Annotated in this window: 15 protein-coding genes; 9 read left to right on the top strand and 6 right to left on the bottom strand. The window is 43.7% G+C overall.

What is annotated here, in order from left to right; genetic code table 11:
* Window positions 1–76: 76 nt before the first annotated feature.
* A complete protein-coding gene (focA, locus tag DBX26_RS16445) occupies window positions 77–1,528 on the bottom strand; it encodes a formate transporter FocA (RefSeq protein WP_118120022.1) in 1,452 nt (483 codons plus the stop codon).
* A gap of 257 nt (window positions 1,529–1,785) precedes the next feature.
* Between focA and DBX26_RS16450 the strand changes: the two genes are divergently transcribed.
* Together DBX26_RS16450 and DBX26_RS16455 are read left to right on the top strand one after the other, a co-directional pair.
* Window positions 1,786–2,691: a LysR substrate-binding domain-containing protein gene (locus DBX26_RS16450; protein ID WP_014234265.1), complete on the top strand. Its 906-nt coding sequence runs from the start codon at window positions 1,786–1,788 to the stop codon at window positions 2,689–2,691.
* 226 nt (window positions 2,692–2,917) lie between these two features.
* The gene (locus DBX26_RS16455; protein ID WP_020334913.1) at window positions 2,918–3,403 is read left to right on the top strand and encodes a DUF1097 domain-containing protein; all 486 of its coding nucleotides are present in this window, start codon (window positions 2,918–2,920) and stop codon (window positions 3,401–3,403) included.
* Window positions 3,404–3,529: 126 nt separating this feature from the next.
* Here DBX26_RS16455 and DBX26_RS16460 read toward each other — a convergent pair whose 3' ends face one another.
* Window positions 3,530–5,164, bottom strand: coding sequence for an ATP-dependent endonuclease (locus DBX26_RS16460; RefSeq protein ID WP_014234263.1), 1,635 nt, complete (start codon window positions 5,162–5,164; stop codon window positions 3,530–3,532).
* A gap of 258 nt (window positions 5,165–5,422) precedes the next feature.
* Between DBX26_RS16460 and DBX26_RS16465 the strand changes: the two genes are divergently transcribed.
* From DBX26_RS16465 to DBX26_RS16475, 3 genes are all read left to right on the top strand, one after another.
* The gene (locus tag DBX26_RS16465; protein ID WP_118120024.1) at window positions 5,423–7,165 is read left to right on the top strand and encodes a bifunctional UDP-sugar hydrolase/5'-nucleotidase; all 1,743 of its coding nucleotides are present in this window, start codon (window positions 5,423–5,425) and stop codon (window positions 7,163–7,165) included.
* 523 nt (window positions 7,166–7,688) lie between these two features.
* Window positions 7,689–8,708 (top strand): TerC family protein, encoded by a 1,020-nt coding sequence (locus DBX26_RS16470; protein WP_065298566.1) that lies wholly within the window; start codon window positions 7,689–7,691, stop codon window positions 8,706–8,708.
* Between the two features lie 277 nt (window positions 8,709–8,985).
* Window positions 8,986–9,177 carry a hypothetical protein gene (locus DBX26_RS16475; protein WP_014234260.1) on the top strand — a complete coding sequence of 64 codons (192 nt, stop codon included), beginning with the start codon at window positions 8,986–8,988 and terminating at the stop codon, window positions 9,175–9,177.
* 158 nt (window positions 9,178–9,335) lie between these two features.
* Here DBX26_RS16475 and DBX26_RS16480 read toward each other — a convergent pair whose 3' ends face one another.
* The 3 genes from DBX26_RS16480 to DBX26_RS16490 all read right to left on the bottom strand — a co-directional run bounded on the left by DBX26_RS16480 (window position 9,336) and on the right by DBX26_RS16490 (window position 13,861).
* Entirely contained in the window at window positions 9,336–9,893 is a 558-nt protein-coding gene (locus DBX26_RS16480) for a PhnA domain-containing protein (RefSeq protein ID WP_118120026.1), read from the bottom strand.
* Between the two features lie 296 nt (window positions 9,894–10,189).
* A complete protein-coding gene (locus tag DBX26_RS16485; protein WP_118120028.1) occupies window positions 10,190–12,598 on the bottom strand; it encodes a VolA/Pla-1 family phospholipase in 2,409 nt (802 codons plus the stop codon).
* A gap of 21 nt (window positions 12,599–12,619) precedes the next feature.
* Window positions 12,620–13,861, bottom strand: a complete 1,242-nt coding sequence (locus tag DBX26_RS16490) for a porin (protein ID WP_118120030.1) — start codon at window positions 13,859–13,861, stop codon at window positions 12,620–12,622.
* Window positions 13,862–14,275: 414 nt separating this feature from the next.
* Between DBX26_RS16490 and DBX26_RS16495 the strand changes: the two genes are divergently transcribed.
* The gene (locus tag DBX26_RS16495) at window positions 14,276–15,304 is read left to right on the top strand and encodes a site-2 protease family protein (RefSeq protein ID WP_020334904.1); all 1,029 of its coding nucleotides are present in this window, start codon (window positions 14,276–14,278) and stop codon (window positions 15,302–15,304) included.
* 78 nt (window positions 15,305–15,382) lie between these two features.
* Here DBX26_RS16495 and DBX26_RS16500 read toward each other — a convergent pair whose 3' ends face one another.
* Window positions 15,383–16,171 (bottom strand): M48 family metallopeptidase, encoded by a 789-nt coding sequence (locus DBX26_RS16500; RefSeq protein WP_118120032.1) that lies wholly within the window; start codon window positions 16,169–16,171, stop codon window positions 15,383–15,385.
* Between the two features lie 170 nt (window positions 16,172–16,341).
* Here DBX26_RS16500 and DBX26_RS16505 point away from each other — a divergent pair, with 170 nt between their 5' ends.
* The 3 genes from DBX26_RS16505 to DBX26_RS16515 all read left to right on the top strand — a co-directional run bounded on the left by DBX26_RS16505 (window position 16,342) and on the right by DBX26_RS16515 (window position 18,793).
* Window positions 16,342–16,770: a hotdog fold thioesterase gene (locus DBX26_RS16505; protein WP_020334902.1), complete on the top strand. Its 429-nt coding sequence runs from the start codon at window positions 16,342–16,344 to the stop codon at window positions 16,768–16,770.
* 12 nt (window positions 16,771–16,782) lie between these two features.
* Window positions 16,783–17,016 (top strand): DUF3389 domain-containing protein, encoded by a 234-nt coding sequence (locus tag DBX26_RS16510; protein WP_118120034.1) that lies wholly within the window; start codon window positions 16,783–16,785, stop codon window positions 17,014–17,016.
* A gap of 79 nt (window positions 17,017–17,095) precedes the next feature.
* The gene (locus DBX26_RS16515) at window positions 17,096–18,793 is read left to right on the top strand and encodes an SgrR family transcriptional regulator (RefSeq protein ID WP_118120036.1); all 1,698 of its coding nucleotides are present in this window, start codon (window positions 17,096–17,098) and stop codon (window positions 18,791–18,793) included.
* Window positions 18,794–18,799: the final 6 nt, after the last annotated feature.

The following is an 18,799-nucleotide window of genomic DNA, read 5'->3' on the forward strand; positions in this document are numbered from 1 at the left end:
GTATAATAATATTAAAGCGCTCTTCAAACGAAGAGCGCTTTTTTAGTGCCAACTAACAAAAGTTAGTGTTTTATTGTTATGCGGTTTCTAATTCGTCTTGTTCTACTAGATTCAAACGCTCACCGTAAACGGTACGTAATGCATTCATTATTTCGACACGTGTTACTACGCCGACCAAGAGTCCATTCTCTAATACCGGAAGCACTTGCGGTTTACTGACGTTCATACTCTTGGCACGCTCTTCCAAAGAAAGAGAAGTTAAGCGTGTTGCAATGCCCATATTGCTTGTAGGGAAGAGCTTTTCTTTGTCGATACACATAAACTCCACCACATCGACTAAACGGTCACCAGCATCAATAGCGACAATGTCACGGCTCATCAAATCAACCACTTTCTGACCGTTAACTGGAATGTAATCCTCGCACCAAAGATCGACCATAATATCGTGCGCCGACAGGAAGCCCACTAAACGATTATGAACATCAACGACAGGGGCGCTGGTTAAGTGATGATCAAGTAAGGTATCAAGTGCTGAGACTACCGGAGTTTCTGCGCTGATAGTCACTGGAGCAGGGTTCATAATGTCCTTAACAAAAGAGCTATTTTTCATGTTGGATTCCTTAACTGACATGAGTGGTGTTGTTTTAGTGATGGTTTGAATGTTGGCGGCTTTTAGCTCAGGTCGACGGAAAATACACCAGTTTGATAAGCCAACTAATACAGCGCCGCCTACTATATTTCCTAGTGTTACCGGGATTAAGTTTGCAGTGACAAAGTGAAACACATTGAGGTCTGCGTATTGGGATGCAGGAACGCCGACAGACAGCCAGAACGACTCTGGCGCAAAGTTAGCGATAACAATGCCAAGCGGGACCATGAACATGTTGGCGACACAGTGCTCGAAGCCACTGCTTACGAACATAGCGACAGGTAAAATCGTCATTGCCGCTTTTGTCATCGCATTTGCAGAACTAAAGGTTAGCCAGATTGCTAGACACACCAAAAGGTTACATAGAATACCGAGTGCAAACGCCTGAACTAACGTGTGATGCAGTTTGTGCTGTGCGATGTTAAGCGCATTCAATCCCCATTGACCGCCGTCCATTTGGTATAAGCCTGCTGCTGTAACCAGTGCGAGCAACAGCATTGCTCCAATAAAGTTACCCACATAGACCTTGCCCCAAATTGATAGCATTTTTCCAAAAGATATCTGCTTGTTCGCCCAGGATATGCTTGAGAGCACTGAGCTAGTGAACAGTTCGCCTCCACAGATAACGATCAGGATCAAACCCATACTGAAAGCTATTCCGCCTGCAAGACGACTCAATCCCCAACCTGCACCTGCGCTACCCGTTGTCACGGTGATATAGAACAAGAATGCCAAACCGATAAATGCGCCAGCCATTGCGGCAAGACTGAGTGTCATCGAGCTCGTTTTTTGGGCTTTGCTCAGTGCAAACTTCTCTGCTTCAGCCATCATTTCTTTCGGAGAAAAATACTGGTGATTGTCAGAGTTGATCACCGCCATACTGACTCCTTAGTTTTTGATGCCATAAAAACTCCTTGATTTATAAACTCATAACTATTGTTTTTGTATTTAGAACAGCGGTATTCCTGAACCGCACAATCAGGCTAATAGGAAAATTCCGACAGGGAAAATTGATATTGTTTAAGGTTCACATCAATTCAATTGATAACTAATCTAAGATGAGTAAAATGAATGCCGTTGCTTATGTTTTTAATCAGGTGAGGGTATGGGAATACTCGCTCGTAAAGGAGGACACATTGCGCTATTCACTAAAGCAATTAGCGGTTTTTAATGCAGTTGCCGATTCAGGAAGTGTAAGCCAGGCTGCAGACAAGCTGGCTCTGACACAATCGGCGACAAGTATGTCGCTCTCACAATTGGAAAAAATGCTTGGTCGGCCATTATTTGAAAGACAGGGCAAGCAAATGGCGTTAACCCATTGGGGAGTGTGGCTGAGGCCAAAAGCAAAACGCTTGCTGCAAGATGCTTTACAGATTGAAATGGGCTTTTATGAGCAACATTTGTTGAGTGGGGAAGTTCGCATTTGTGCGAGTCAAACTCCTGCAGAACACTTAGTCCCTGATCTTATCAGTATTATTGATAATGACTTTCCTGAGATGCGTATCTCTTTGAATGTGAAAAGTACCAGAAGCGTCCTTGAAGGCGTATTGGATTACAAGTACGACTTGGGAATCATTGAAGGCCGATGTGATGACAACCGTTTGCACCAGGAAGTCTGGTGTCGCGACCATCTGACGGTTGTCGCGGCTTCACATCATCCTTTTGCCAAGCGCCAAACCGTAAGTTTAGCCCAGTTAGAACAAGCAAAGTGGGTATTGCGCGAAGATGGTTCTGGTACACGAAAAACCTTCGATAGTTCGATCAGTAAACTTATCGAGGATCTTGATGTTTGGCGTGAATACGAACATGTGCCAGTACTTCGTAGCTTAGTGGCTAATGGCCAGTACTTGACCTGCTTACCTTATTTGGATGTCGAGCGGTATATCCAAGCTGGTTTGCTGGTTGCCTTAGATGTTCCAGAGCTAAAAATGGAACGCACGCTTTCATTCATCTGGCGAGCGGATATGGCAGAAAACCCATTAGTAGACTGCATTAAGCGCGAAGGCTTACGCATGATGAAAGGCAAGCCGACGATTCTATAGCGCTTGGTAATATCGCATGAATGACGGTATTTGTTATTTACCAAATCTGTTGATTTATCGTTTACGTCAAATTTATAGTGCAATGTATGAAACAAAAGTGAGTTATTTGTGATCGATATCACCGATAAGCGGAGGGAATACTTCTAGTATCGGTTCTTGATTTCAATGTTTAAAGCCAGTTATCAAACCAGAAGGGTCTGATACTAGCTAAGCAGGTACGAATACCATGACGACACTATTAGCGATTTCTATTACTACTGGGATTTTGTCCGGCGTTTGGGGATGGATAGCTATCTCTTTAGGCCTACTATCCTGGGCGGGGTTTTTAGGTTGTACTAGTTACTTTGCCTCCCCGACAAGTGGCCTGAAAGGATTGGCAACCAGCCTTATTACAAATTTAACCGGCGTGTTCTGGGCTATGGTCATTATCTATGGTTCAACCTACGTAGGGTTAGAAATTCTGGGCTACGTAATAACGGCAATTGTGGCTTTCTTTATGTGTATTCAAGCTAAGCAAGCTTGGTTATCTTACATTCCTGGTACATTTATCGGCTCATGTGCAACCTTTGCAGCGGATGGTAACTGGCAACTTGTTGTACCGTCGCTGGTATTAGGTGGTGTATTTGGTTATCTAATGAAAGCGACAGGTCTTTGGTTACACTCGAAATCAAATACTACTTCAACTTCTTCGCTCGCAGAGCAAGTGCAGTAGTGACCCCCGATCTAATTGGTATCCACTGAGCACTGAGAGTACTTTTCTTCTCAATGCTATTCATCAAAGTTATTGATATTTGATACAAGCACACTTTAATAGTGTGCTTTTTTTACTTTTTTCGCCCTAAGTATTACCACTTGCCATAGTAACGATACGTTTTAGGGTCCAGCGCAATAGAACAGGGATACATTCCACGCCGTTCTCTTCACAATGCGAAACAATCGCTAGGGCTAAATCAGGCTTGGCATGTTTTTTTAGCACTCGGTTGACCACTTTTTTCGCAGGAATTTGATGATCGTGAGGAACCTTTATCATGTCTTTAAAGAAAACTTCAAATCCATGGTTGTAAAGGAAATGCTCAATATCTCGATCAGGCAACTCGGTTAAACGGTGGCGCTCCTGGTCATGCTCTAATTGTGAACGAACCGTATGAGCGTACTTTTTACCAGCGGCATCGCCGTCGGTTACTACGTGCCAGTCAATACCAAACTCTTTTGCGACTTTAATTATTGAACGCAAGCCAGACTGAGCAAACTCGACTATCTGAACACCTTCAGCCGCTAAATCATAACCACATTGACGCGCTAACTCATTAAAAAGCCAGACTTCGGTTTCACCTTCCACTAACAACCAGCAACGAGCAAAAAGCGCACCTGCTCGGTGAAAGCGTATGTGGAAACCAATACGCCTTAGTTCATCTCGCCCGAATTTAGAAGGATTAAGGCTCTTTGCGATGGTGCGATCAGACAGGCGGTACAGACGCCGGATCGAATAAAGCGGAACGGAACCGAGCAAACTCCCACTGTTAGTGGTCAGAATTTTTTGCATCGGCAGTAGTTGAAGCAAGGACCAGGCTCTCGCTAAATGAGTAGGGTGTAAGCGACCTTCAGGATCTTCAATGATTAAGATTGGCCGTGCACAACGCCTTAGCTCGGTTGGTCCTTTCGCTTGCAGGTACGTGTTAAGCAAGCCCATCAGAAGCAAGCGACTCTGCTTATCGTTAGTTTCTTTTAAATATTGGCTCAGGCCCTTATCGGAAGGGTGGCTATTATAAAACAGTCCGTCTCTAGGCTTCCTTGGGTTCCCTCTGCTGGTACTTCGGAACGCGAAATAGTGATCGATCAACGTTTGCATAGAAGAAAGGCTACTGCGAATTTCCCCCTTGTTGACTTGACCTGGCATGGCTAATAGCCGTCTACAAGTGTTGTCTATGCGCTTTTCAATCCGTGAATTTCTATTGTCACCGTTGATATGAGATGGGTGAGGGAAACGACGGGAGTCTCTTAAGCGAATGACAGGATGTAGCGTCATTAATTCAATAGCAAGTTTTTCAGAATGATGGATCTTTATTGTTTTCCCTTCATTATCGAGAAACGTATACTGAGTCGTGATGTCATGATCGACACGAGAGCCACTGATTCTGTAGTAGATTACATGCTCTCCATTGTCTTTGGTACACCAAGCAGGCTTAATCCTACGGTAACGGCCCGCTTTTACCTCTTGCCTATCTTGTGCTTTAAAGCAAAGAATAATCTCGATATGTTGAGATTGAGGGTGGGAGATAGAGTAATCAACGTGAAAATCTTTCAGGTCAAACTCATATAGATTCCCGTCTGTTGGTAGTGCAATGGATAGGGCATCAAGTAATGAAGACTTACCCCATGTATTCTCACCAATGAGCGTGGTGAGTTCATCAAAAGAGAGTGAAAGGCGTTTAATGCCTCTAAACCCGGAGATTTCGATGCGTTCTAGTCTCATCTCAATCCTCCTCGCAATTATTTGAATTATAGAGAATTATCTTGCTGTCTTTAAGCATATAGTAATTCTTAAATGTTGCTATAAGCTCAGTTCACAAATTTACGAGAGCCTGCATAGGAAGTGGATCGATGCGTTTATGAAATGTGAGTTCACCTATGCATGGTCACGGAAAAATGAAATGGAAATTCGCTGTTTCATAAAATTCATGATTCTGTCATGATCCACTCCTTATTATTATAAGGAATGAAAAGAGAGAAGATGAAAATGAATAAAAATCATAAGCCAGTAAGAATAAAACTGGCACACATCAATGACACTCATTCCTACTTTGAGCCAACGTCATTACAGCTAAAATTACAAATCAACAAAGAAGTTACGCTAGAGCCTTACGTGAGTGCAGGTGGTTTTTCTCGCATTGCCACTCGTGTTGAACAACTCCGCGATGATGCGCATCGCCAAGGGCACGGAATGTTATTTTTACATGCCGGTGATTGCTTCCAGGGCACTCTGTACTTTTCTTTATTTAAAGGCAAAGCCAATGCTGACCTGCTAAACGCGCTACAAATCGACGCGATGGCATTAGGCAACCATGAATTAGATATGGGTAATGAACCCGTAGCGCAGTTCTGTCAGCGTACCAATTTTCCATTACTTGCTGGTAACTGGGATCTGTCCAACGAATCAGTTTCTAAAACTCATCGAGTGAGTGATTGTGGCAATGTGCTGAGTTATCAGCATCAAACTCAAAGCGCGCAATATATGGTTAAAGAGTTTGATGGCGTACCAGTGGCCATTTTTGGTCTGTCGATCGATAAAATGAGTGATATTGCGAATCCCGATGTAGATACTCCTTTCGTGGCAGCGATTGATACAGCTAAAGCGACGGTCGAGCAAATTCACGCGGCTGGAATCAAAAACATCATATTGCTTAGCCATCTGGGTTACGAAGGTGACTTAGAACTCGCAGAACAGGTTGACGGCATTGGGATCATTGTTGGTGGCCATAGTCATCGTCTGCAAGGCGATTTCTCATCGATAGGCTTAGGTAAAGACGACCAATACGGGGTGAACGTTAACGGGACGTATGTGGTTCAAGCTGGTTTCCATGCACTGACGATTGGACACTGTGTACTCGAGTTTGATGAAGATGGCAGAGCGACGATGCTAAATGGTCAAAATGAGCTTTTACTTGGCCGTCGTATATTTTGGGATTCTTCACTCAACCAACAACTGGACCAGGGCGTATTTGAAACAGCGTGTGACTTTATTCATGGTCAGCCAAATGTTGTCGTGTGTAAAAAACACCCTGAGACGCAGGCGATTTTAACGGACAAGTACATACCACGCGTACGCGCACTTCAATCGCAGGTTATCGCGAATGTCGAAAATAAAAAACGCCACGTACGTATCCCTGATGAATTTGGCGGTAGCGAACTCGCTTCCGCGGTGGCGCATTCATTCTTGCACAGCTTAAATCAACGTGGACATGAAATTCAGTTCGCCATTCACAACGCTGGTGGCGTAAGAACGTCACTCAACCCGGGTAAACTTACGATTGCCGATGTTGCCGGACGTTTATTGCCATTTGCCGTTCCTATTGGTTTTTATAACGTGCAGGGAAGTGTGATTCGCCGAGCTTTAGAAGGCGCAATTAATAACGCGTTGAACAATGGTGTCAAAGGCACCGGATCTGGTAGTTATCCGTACACATACAACCTGAACTTTGAGTACAAAGCCCATCTTCCTAAAGGGAAACGCATTACCGTATTAGAGATCTTCAACGAGAATCGCTGGATCAACGTACAAGATGAGGTTTGGTATCGTGGTACCTCATCGGCATATACAATGAAAGGCAAAGAAGGTTACGAAGCCCTATTGGATATGGAAGGTGAGGGAAGTGTCAGCAATCTGTCTATGGCGGATTGTTTCATTGAACTGCTCACTGATGACCCTAACTGTTTGAACCAAAATCACAAATTCTATACTCAGCAGCGTAGTTAGTCATTTTAGGTACCCATCTTGCTTATCTTTCCATGATGAATGTGGTGAAGGTAAAACGGATGTGGAATAAAGACTGGAGTGATGTTGCGGTAGTTGTTGCTTGGGTTGCCGCTTGGTCATTACTAGCACATGTAATGCCTGTGATGGGATATTGAACTGAGCAAAAAATTAAAAAAAGGGAGCACTGTCGTGCTCCCTTTATTATGGGCATCAGATTCATTAATGTAATGCTTTGAATGTCATAAAGTATCTCTGTCTTATCGATAGCTATTCTTTGTTGGAAAATTAAAATGACAGGCGTATGATGGCCCCGTTTGGGGAGTAGTTAGCGCAAGTTTACTTATCGTCATCTCGTTAAGCGTATGCTTATCCGGTAAGTAAAGGTGTCATTGATTCATTTAATTTGGCACTTCAACGAGACCAACGCATTCAACAATTGGCAGACACAAAATTAATGTGGCTGTTGGTTTATATTGTATGCGGAAGGTCACCAAACCAGTGGTTCTTCCGCGTAGGAGGAATCATGTCTCTTATTGAAAATACCACCCAAGTTAGTCAATCGGTTCTGCTTCAAGAATCTCTCAATATGTATGCCGTTTTCGGGCTATTTACACTCGTTTTAGTCGCGCTTGATATTTACCAAACGCGCGGTGGCGTTGTGTCGATGAAAAAAGCCATTACTTGGAGCATCTTTTGGTTTTTGTTGGCCTTTGTGTTTGCGGGTTCTATCTATCTGTTCTGGGATTTTTATGCGCCTCATAGCCACTATACCAATACAAAAGCGGCAGTTTCGTTCCTTACCGGGTATCTGCTGGAGAAATCACTCAGTGTTGATAACCTGTTTGTTTTCGCAATCATTTTTGCTCAGTACAACGTGCCTGAATATTTACGACCGAGAGCATTGCTTTGGGGTGTGATTGGTGCTCTGTTACTTCGTGCCGTCATGATTGCTGTCGGGGCGCAGCTATTGGCTCAATATCACTGGGTATTGTACTTATTCGCGGCATTTCTGATTTGGACCGGTATTAAACTCGCGCAAGGGAGTGATGAAAACGAAGAGGTTAACCCGTATCCGGAGAAGTTTATCCGTAAACTCATTCCAGTAACTGATGGTTACCACAATAACCACATGATAGTGAAGCAGGCGGGTAAGTGGTTGGCGACACCGATGTTCATCGTCGTAGCGGTGATCGCTGTAATGGATGTGATGTTCGCATTGGACTCAATTCCCGCGATTTTTGCCGTCACACGTGAGCCCTTCTTGGTGCTTGCAGCGAACGTATTTGCGTTACTTGGGCTTCGCTCATTGTATTTTGTATTACAAGCAATGTTAGATAAGTTCGTTTACTTGAAGCCAGCTTTGTCTGTGATCATGATGTTTATTGGTGTGAAAATGCTTTTGGTTGGTACGGACTATGAAATACCGACGATTTGGTCTCTCACATTCCTAATCCTGGTGATGACCTCGGCCGTAGTCGCTTCGGTTTATAAGAACAAAGAAGATGCAGTTTCCAGAGTTAATATTACTAATCAAAAATATTGACGTGTTTGGTGTGTTAATTTGATATTGAATATTATTTGGTTAATAAAATGTTGCTAAATCGGGTTGAGATATGAGGTAACTTAAAGTTATTCAAGCATTATTGGGCTAATTTGAATAAATATTCGTCTGGCGAGTATTAGTATATTCAGTGTTTGTTATGGGTTTGTTTTATTAGAAAAAGTAATTCGAAAGGGTAGTTTTTGTCACTTTTTAAACTGAAACGATGTGACTATTATACACCCAACAAAACCTATTACTGCTTTAAAGAGAGGCAATCATGGCACAAGCAATGCAAATGACAAATGTAGCTTTACCAACCTCTATGGATAAGAAGACCTACTCGGTCAACTTCAAAGGATTGATTGCACACTTACTAGACATTCTTTTTGTAGATAACTCAACACCACGTGGTTACTACGCAGAAGATTTGTCAGCTCATATTCAGAAAGACATCGGTATGTATCGTTAATCTGAAGACAGTAATGAACAAAGCCAGCTTAATCGCTGGCTTTTTTGTATCTATTTCAGGGTCACCACGAGGCGGTATGACTAGCCACTCCATATAGTGAGCTGAAACAAAAACAGGGCTCCGACTGGAACCCTGTTTTTAGATAAAAGTAACGTCTATTACTTCTTACGACAGAACTCTGCGATCACATACATAGACTGACCACCGTTTGCCTTACCAGAAACCAATTTTGGATCGTCGCCAAGACTGATACCACGGATAACCGTACCTTGTTTGATTACCTGGTTTGTGCCTTTAACTGGTAGATCTTTAATAACTGTTACATCGTCACCTTTTTTAAGTTCAGTGCCGTTACAGTCAACCGTTTTATCATCAGTAGACATACCCTTCATGGCCCAGTTCATTTGCTCTTCTTCCATGTACATCATGTCAAGAGCATCTTGAGCCCAGCTTTCAGTGTTTAGGCGAGTCAGTTGGCGCCATGCAGTAACTTGTACTGCTGGCACTTGGCTCCACATGCTGTCATTTAGACAACGCCAGTGGTTAATGTCTTTAGGTTCTTCGATCTCGCTTAGACATTTGTCACAAACCATAATAGCGGTATCAACTGTTACGTTACCGTGTGGTGGAACAGCGTAAGCAGTTAATGGAGATTCAGAAGAACATAGTTCACATTTTGACTCGCAACGTGCAAGCAAAGTAGATTCGATAGACATAAGGACTCACCTTAGTAATGTTATTTTGTGGCGGTATTATCCACTTTATCCTGATAAATAAAAGGGTGTTAGGGAATTTAGGTTTGCTTTTTACAATATTGCAACTTGATTAATGTAAATATGTAAAACATTTGGTAATAAAATTGATGTCGGAATATAAAAGCTCATTGTAACTATAAACAGGCATGAATCTTTTTGCGCTCCTGCCATGCAAATGCCCCCAATAATTGAAGATCAACTATTGAGGGCATAACAATAAGACTTAGGGTTTCAGTCTTAGATTTTATATCTGATGTTTATTTCAGAACTGACGTGTTAGAAACACCAGTTAACACATTATCCATTAGGAAATCGGTGTTCTCGGTTTGCATTTCGATGTAGTGATCGAGGTCAGCCAAAGTACCACTTGGTGATGCAAACGTACTGTGTGTCGCTGTCGAGTTGAACTGAACGAAGCTCGCCGTTGCTGACACTGATGGGTCTGAACTATTAACCTTCTTTAAGCCTAGTTTCTTGGCCAGTGGTTCTGTACCTGCGAATAGTGCGTTGTTAACGCTATTCGGAACTACTGAATCACCCTCAGTTTGTGTCATAAAAAATGGTGTTGATAGCGTACCTGAAGACATCAAATCACTAGCGTTAGTGAATGGGTCAACAGTATCGAGCGTTGTCTGAGCAGCGTAGATGAACTGAGAGAAGTCAGAGCCTAGTTCGGTTAGCTGAGCTGCAGTGGCCAGACCTTCAAAGGTCTCATAACAGGCTTTTGCATCTAATTCGGTACATTGTGCATCAGCAAATGACATGTAGCCCGTTGAAGCAGCGTAAGCCAAATTATGCTTTATCTGAGGCCCGAAGTTTGCCGAGCCCAGTAGCAAGTTACCAATTTGACCACCTGAGTTCTGGATAGAAGCCGCGCTAAACGAATAGAGCGCATCTGCCGTTGGGCTACCTAGAGAATTATTGGCTGCTGCAACCGCAGATGTACCAACGATACCGCCTAGAGAATGACCCAACATCTTAACTTGCGAGCCAGCCATTGGGTTGAACCCCTGAAGAGGCCCAGTTGCTAAAAGACCACCTTGTGCCGATACGACCAAGCTTGCACGAAGGCCCAGAACGTCCAGTACACTTTGACGTAAATTGTCACGAGCTACCGCTAAGTTCGATAGGTTCAAATAAGCTAGAACGTTCGCATTCGCCGAGCGTTGTTCATCAAGGCTACGTGTGCCATGCATAGGCAAGTCGATAGCAATAACGGCTACGCCTGCTTTAACCATGTTGTAGGCAAACGCATAGGCTGTTTCTTTTGATGACGTGATACCGTGTTGATAGACAACAACGTCTGTTGCGACACCTGACTGCGGTGTGAATAGAAGAAACTCTACATCTTCAACAGACTTAACTGCAGGAACAGGAGAATAACGCGTAATAATACGTTCACTGTCTAATTGGCTACCGTCGCTCAGATACAGGGTAGAACCAACCAGCTTAAGCTGTTCCGTCGGATCACTTGCCAGCTTCGTTACATCCACAGGGTTCTCTGCGAAAACACCGGTAGAAAGCTGCTGAACCATATTCGCTTGTTCGTTTGGATCGGCGAGAGCAGCGCTAAGTTTTGCAAGGCTTGGCATTGCAGAAACCATTGGCTGCATGTTCCAATCGGCACCTTTCTCAAGGTAGTAAGGGAGTTTTACCGAGCCTTGAGTCACATTCACGCTAGCGCCAGAAGCGTTGTAGAGGCCTTTTATCGCTGTCTTAGCTGCGTCTAGGTCACTAACGTATTGATTGAAATCCTGGTCATTATCAAGAGCCGTTACAAAATCCTCGGTCGTATCAAACGTCATGGTATAAGCGGCCGCGAGATCAACGGAATTATCATTTGAATCTGCTTTATACACGTTATTCAGCGTGTTTGCGCCAGTAGCGAAGCCTGTTGCCGTAACGCCTTTCACTGCGGCCAGAGTATCACCCACAGATTGCGTGCTAAACCAAGATGAGTAGACAATATCATCAGGGCTAACACTTGCTAAGCCGAAAATACCTTCAACTGCCGTTGTCACTGCTTGAACAGAAGCTAAGTCACCGGTTTCGTACACGACTTCCTTGCTTTTGGCGATAGCGTAGTTCGAAGACGTACCGATCGGGTCGCCATTAACATCAGTTATGTCTTGCGTTACAGCAAAAATGTACTCGCTCGATTCGTCCAGCGCATCCATAAACTGGATATAGAGTGAATTACCATTGGTTTGGACAACATAATCTGTGCCGAGTGTCAGAACTTCTTCGATCGGATTGCTGGTGCCATCCCAATCAGTCAGGCGCGTATTGATTTTGATGACTTTTACACCCGACGTCACCATACCTGTAGCAAATCCATCACCGTCGAAGTTTAATACGATAGGCATTGATGTAGACCAACCATCCATAGTGTTCATCGAGGCTCTTGGATTGGTTAATGCATCATCGCCTTCGGTCGGCAGCCCTAAAGTGCCATCGGTCGAATCCATCAGTAGATAGGATGGGGCAGGAACCACTGCATTCGCACCTTGAAGGGTAAATTGAATTGATGTTTGGCGATCAAGTAATGCCTGAACAGCAGGTTCAAATCCTATTTGTTCCGAGGTGCCTCGACTGGCAGACTCGTCACCACAACCAGCAAGTAGGATGGCAGAACAAAGCAGAGATAATTTAAAAGTGTGTTTCATTGGTTTACTCCGTTAAACCTACTAGTTGAAGGTGTAATTCATTTGTACTGAACTGATGTAAGCCATACCGTCAGAATCGAATGTCAGCTCTTGGCCAGATGCGTTAGTTTCTTTGAAAGAACTGTCTTCACTCTGCACTAAAGTGAAACCAGCATCAAAAGACAGGTTGTCGTTCCACGCGTAAGTTAAACCCGCGCTATACCAGTAGCGATCCGTATCTGGGATGCTCAATGTTGGCTTACCAGCCTGCTCGTCGTATGCAACACCCGCACGGAATGTCCAGCTAGGATTCAGCGTGTAAGTAGCACCAACGGAATAACGGTTGTTATCATCGTATTTTTCTTGTTTGGAGAAACACACGCCGTTGTTACATTGGTCACTGGTCGCTCGTAGTTCAGTAAATTGACTCCAGTTGGTTAGCATCCAGCTGTAGTGAAACGCCCATTGGTCATTGACTTGATGAAAGCCCGATAGCTCAAAGATAGAAGGAAGCGTGATCTTTATACGTCCGTCGACTTTGGCTGCGGTTGCGATACCAGAGTCGTAACTACGGAATTCACCTTCTTCGAAATCAAGGTCAACTTGTGAACGGTAGCCGATACCAAAACGGTTGTTCTTATCCACTTCATACAGGGCTCCAAGGTTCCAACCCCAGGCAAACGTCTCATCTTCCATGCTGATCAATTTGTCAGACTTTTGGCTTCCTGGTCCAAACAATGGTGCTAGTGAACCTTTATGTCGTGTTAACTCAGCTTCGGCATAAACCAGACTCACGCCGCCAGCAACACTAAATGCATCATTGATACGATATGCAAGGTTTGGATTTATGCTGACCGACATTAGCGATGTATTACCTGCCAGATCGCCCGCAGAAATATCCGTTGGATACTCCGTTGCAACACCGTACGTTGTAAACATGCCGATGCCCCAAGCAAACTTATCGTTGATAGGACTGACATAGTAAGCAGCAGGAACTGCGGCCAAAGGTGCTATGTCATCAGAGTGTTCATCATAAAAAGTATCATAAATGTTTATTTCAGGATCAATCACGCTTATAGCGCCTGAAAACTGAGCTTGTTCGAAAAGTGTCATGGCTGCCGGGTTTCGTGCCAGAACACTGGCATTGTCTGCGACAGCGGCTTCGCCTGAAAATGCTCGACCAAGACCAGATGCTGAATGTTCAACAACCTGAAAACCCGCTGATTGGGCATTGCACGCAAACAATATCGAAATTGTAAGCAGAGAGCAGCGCTTCTTATTCATCCTTGACCCTCCTGGGGTGTCTTTAAGCTAGACCGTAGTCCTTTTAATTGTTGTGTAGTGATGAGGCCATTGTTTGTTATTAATTATGTTCACAATGTAAATACAATGTTAAACGTATGTTTAATTAATTGTCAAAGATTGAGATGAATTTGTTTTTTAAATTTGATGCATAGGTCAAACGTTGGTAGGTAAGCTTATGTATTGTCTTTGTATTTTTTATACAAATGGTTAGACCAGAATTATTTCGTAACACTAATGGATAAAAAGCGTTCAAAAGGCTGGCAATTAGGCTTTATGAAAGCCATATAACCTCTGATAAACTTGGTATTTTGAATTTTTAGGTCATTAGGCTAGAGCACGTTGGAATTACTACATATTGAATTTTTAGGCCGATCACTCAGATTGGAAGGATCAATGGCGGGCTGGCAGCAGTTGTATTGGGACAACACACTAGTCTCTCAGATTGATGCCAGTGAGAACGAGTCTGAGCGAAGCTCACATCAGTTTAAACTTATGGCTGGTGAAGAGGTATTGCAGTGTGAGCTAGATTGTGCAGTTCAGTGGCAGCCTTTCAGTTTGTCATATCACGTCAAAATGAATGACACTCTAGTGACTAGTGGTTCTCGAAATGAGAAAGATATTGAACGTCAGACACCACAAGTCGCCCCTCCAAGTGAAAAGCGCTTAAGCCTAATTGGTATCGTATCGTTAGGTATGAAAGCTTTAAAAAGTGCCAAAGTCATTAAAGTGGCATTAGCTTCCGCTAGTTTGGCCGCATACTCTTGGTTGTTCTCAATCGAGTTTGCCCTCGCACTGATTGCCTGCCTTGTGTTTCACGAATGGGGGCACATTAAAGCGATGAAGTACTTTGGTATGAAAACCAAAGGTATTTATCTGATTCCATTTCTGGGTGGGCTTGCGTTAAGTGATGAAAAAATCAACACTCGCTGGCAAGATGTGGTTATCTCCATCATGGGACCGTTTTTTGGTTTGGTATTGAGTATTGTTTTTACTCTTCTGTATTGGGTAACTGGTGAGATAACGTTTGCTGGTCTCGCCGTATTTAACGCATTGCTAAACCTATTCAATTTATTACCAATTTTGCCTTTAGACGGCGGGCATGTGCTGAAGAGCATAACCTTCTCCATGAATACCTGGGTTGGGTTAGCGGGCAGCGTAATCACCGCGATACTTGGTATCGTACTGAGTTACTCACTTGGTTTAACGCTACTTGGCTTTTTATTGATCATGGGGATGCTGGAAGTGGTCATGGAATGGCGAACCCGTCACCATAGTCATTTATTGCCACTAACACGTTATGGGCAATTGTTCTCTTTTGCCTGGTATGTCGTATCCGTTGGTGGTTTCGTGGCTATTATTTGGTATTTTGCGAGCCTGGGAGATAGCTTACTCAGTTTACCGATGCAGATTTTAGGCACTTAAACCCCTAACTCCGAATGTTAAAAAAGCTCCAAAATGGAGCTTTTTAAATTTCTTCACGCGTCGTTTTCTAAATGGGACTTAACCACACTTCGGCGCTTTAACGTTGTAATTAGGTAGCTTTCTTATTGTCGCTTGTAGCTCTTTAATACGCGTGCTGTGTGAAGGGTGAGTGGAGAAAAATTCAGGCGGCTGAGCACCACCAGATGCTGCACTCATATTTTTCCATAGATCGATGCTCTGGTTTGGATCGAAACCCGCTTTTGCCATGTAATCGAGGCCAACAATGTCGGCTTCGGATTCCTGAGTTCTTCCGTATGGTAAAATCACACCGTATTGGACTCCAGCACCTAATGCCGCCATCGTCATTTCTTGATATTGCTTATATTCTGAAGCGCCAATAACAACGTTAGCAAGCGACAGCCCCGTATTTGCTAACTGGCTTTGAGATAGGCGTTCATTACTGTGGTCTGCAAGAACGTGCGCGACTTCGTGACCAATGACCGTTGCCAGCTGATCCTGGTTTTTGGCAACTCCAAGCAAACCCGTATACACCCCAATTTTTCCGCCAGGCAGAGCAAAGGCGTTGACCTGTTTACTGTCAAATACGACAACTTCCCAGTTTTGGAACCCTGGTTGCGAGGGAATGACATCCGTTACGTGTTTAGCAACACATTGAACGTAAGCGTTAATCTTTTTATCTTTGCTGATTGGGATGTCTTTCTTCATTTGGTCGAAAGATTTCGCCCCGAGAGAGGACATCTCTTGATCAGAAAACATCAGAAGCTGATTACGACCAGTAGGAGATGCACTACAAGCTGTTAAACCTGCGACGGCCAAAAGAGCAGAAGCTTTAATCCATACCTTCATATTTGGTTCCACATATTTATTTCTATTTCGATCAACAGTATATACGTAATTATCGAGTATAAAAGAGCATCTTGCCGTTGTAGTTATGCCTTGAAGTAGAGACGTAATAGAGACTATGCTAGGCAATTCCTAATCCATAGTTACCAACACTTTAAAAATAAGAGCATAAAATGAGCATTTGGAAAAAGCCAATCAGTGTAGAGATACTTAATGCAACGTCAAAAAACACTATGATGGAGCATTTACAAATTGAATATACCGAATTCACCGACGACTCCATTAGTGCAACCATGCCAGTGTGTAGTATTACGCATCAACCGTTAGGGCTGCTGCATGGAGGCGCTTCTGTTGTACTAGCGGAAACGCTGGGTTCGGTTGCAGCCAACTTCTGTGTGGGTGAAGGAAGCTATTGTGTTGGCTTAGACATCAATGCCAACCATGTCAGAGCGATGCGCAGTGGATACGTTATCGGTACAGCAAAGCCATTGCATTTGGGCGTCTCAACTCAGGTTTGGCAGATCAATATTACCGATGAGCGTGATCGCTTAGTCTGTACCAGTCGTTTGACTATCGCTGTGAAACAGCAAAAATCGAAGTGAGTGTAGACTAAGATGGTCATTGAATTCTCACTGGGTAAAATCATCGCGACACAACGTGAAATCGTTATTAAGTTATCCGGCGCTTCCATGGTGACACTACAGGCTCAGACGGATGCCATTCAACTTCTCGGAAGAGGTGCAAACGTGGTGTTGTGCCATGGTGCGGAGTGTAAGTGGTCGTTCAAACTCGATAGCGAGGAGCAACTCATTCTGATTTCAAAAGAAATTGGTATAGATATTCAATAAATCACCCATCAAAATTTGCACTTTTTCATAAAAATGAGGAAACTTGGTTTATTGACATCTAAACAAGATTTTCCTCTTTATGAGTAGTCCGCGCCTACGTGTTCAGTTTGAAACACTATTTGAAAAATTCTCTGGAAACGATACAGAAGTTCAGCTTGAAGATATTACTGAAGCGCTCTTTTGTACGCGTCGTAATGCTCGCATTGTTCTCAATAAACTAGAAGAAGAGGGTTGGATTGAGTGGCACCCAGCCGCGGGTCGAGGAAAGCTCTCTAAGCTGGTATTCAAACGCAGTCGTAGCGATGTAAGTGAAAATCTGGCAAGACGCTATCTGGATGAAGGAAAAATTGGTCAGGCCTTGGAGGCGTTAGACAACGACGCAACCAGACTGACTCAGGTCATTCAAGGTTATTTAGGGCTTCAGCACCGCCAAGGTGAGCAGGTTATCCGTTTACCTTACTACCGTCCGCTAGCCATGCTTAATCCACAAAAACCAATGCGGCGCTCAGAACAACATATCGCAAGACAAGTTTTTAGTGGTCTGACTCGGCTGGATGAAAATGAACAGCTTAAACCCGACTTAGCTCATACTTGGGAGTCGTTAAGTGATACACACTGGCGTTTTTATTTACGCCGAGGAGTGCGATTCCACAACGGTGAACTTCTCACAACGGATTGTGTGTTAGAAAGCGTTCGTGCACTAAGTGGCTTAAACCTGTTTGCGCATATCTCGAAAGTCTCATCACCTTTGCCTTGGACGGTTGATATAGAGCTTGTACGTCCAGACCGTTACCTGCCTCTTGCATTAAGTGAATCTCACGCAAAAATTCTGTTACCTCAGGCACAACGTTCAGAAGGGTTTGATAGAAAACCGATAGGAACAGGTCCTTTTCAGGTCAAAGTGAACGATGATAAACGCCTTATTTTAACGGCGTTCGATGGATATTTCGGCTTAAGACCTTTATTGGATCAGGTCGAGGTGTGGGTAATTGACGAAGCTTATTCATCAATGGTTTACCCAAGCTTATCCAAGCCTCAGATGGACAAGCATGCTTCAACCGATGAGGTCGAGCTGGATCCTGGCTGTACATTTCTCTTAATCAACAAGAATACTGGCATAGCCAAAGACCCAAGATGGGCCGAGTTCTTCAGTCAGGTGTTAAACAGCCATCAAATATACGCTCATGTACCACAAGATAAAGTCATAGAGCTTGGTGTGTTACAAGCTTTTGGGATTAAGCCGGGCTGGATCGATTTAAGGCCAACACAAGCTGGTGCTATACCTCAGCAAGGTAAAGTTATTTCAGTTGCATACCAAAAGAAACACCCGATGTTTCCGGTGATTGCCAAAGCGATTAAGAGCCTCTTGAAACCGCATGGTGTCGAGGTTGAGTTCATTCGATATGATAGCCAGCCGCCAGAGCCAAACGCAGTAGACATTTGGATTAAAGCGATGGGTATCGCTACGAATCGAGATGATGCGCTCGCTGGTTGGCTGCTGGACTACAGTGACATTGAGACGTTTAGCTCCAGTTACGACTTTGCCGATTGGGTGGCGCTCGTAGATCAATGGCGTGCAGGTGTATATCCAGAGTTTCCTGCTCGTGAACTTGGTAGACAGTTAGTCAAAAGTCATCAGGTGGTTCCGATGTTCCATTGCTGGCTGGGTGTGAATAAGGACCACAGCGGCGCATTACAAAATGCGAAATGTAACGCTTTGGGCTGGTTTGATTTTAGTAACGTATGGGTAAAACCGCACATACCCAATAATTTATAATTAACG

The organism is Vibrio sp. dhg (assembly GCF_003443775.1).
GTDB classification, from domain to species: domain Bacteria; phylum Pseudomonadota; class Gammaproteobacteria; order Enterobacterales; family Vibrionaceae; genus Vibrio; species Vibrio natriegens.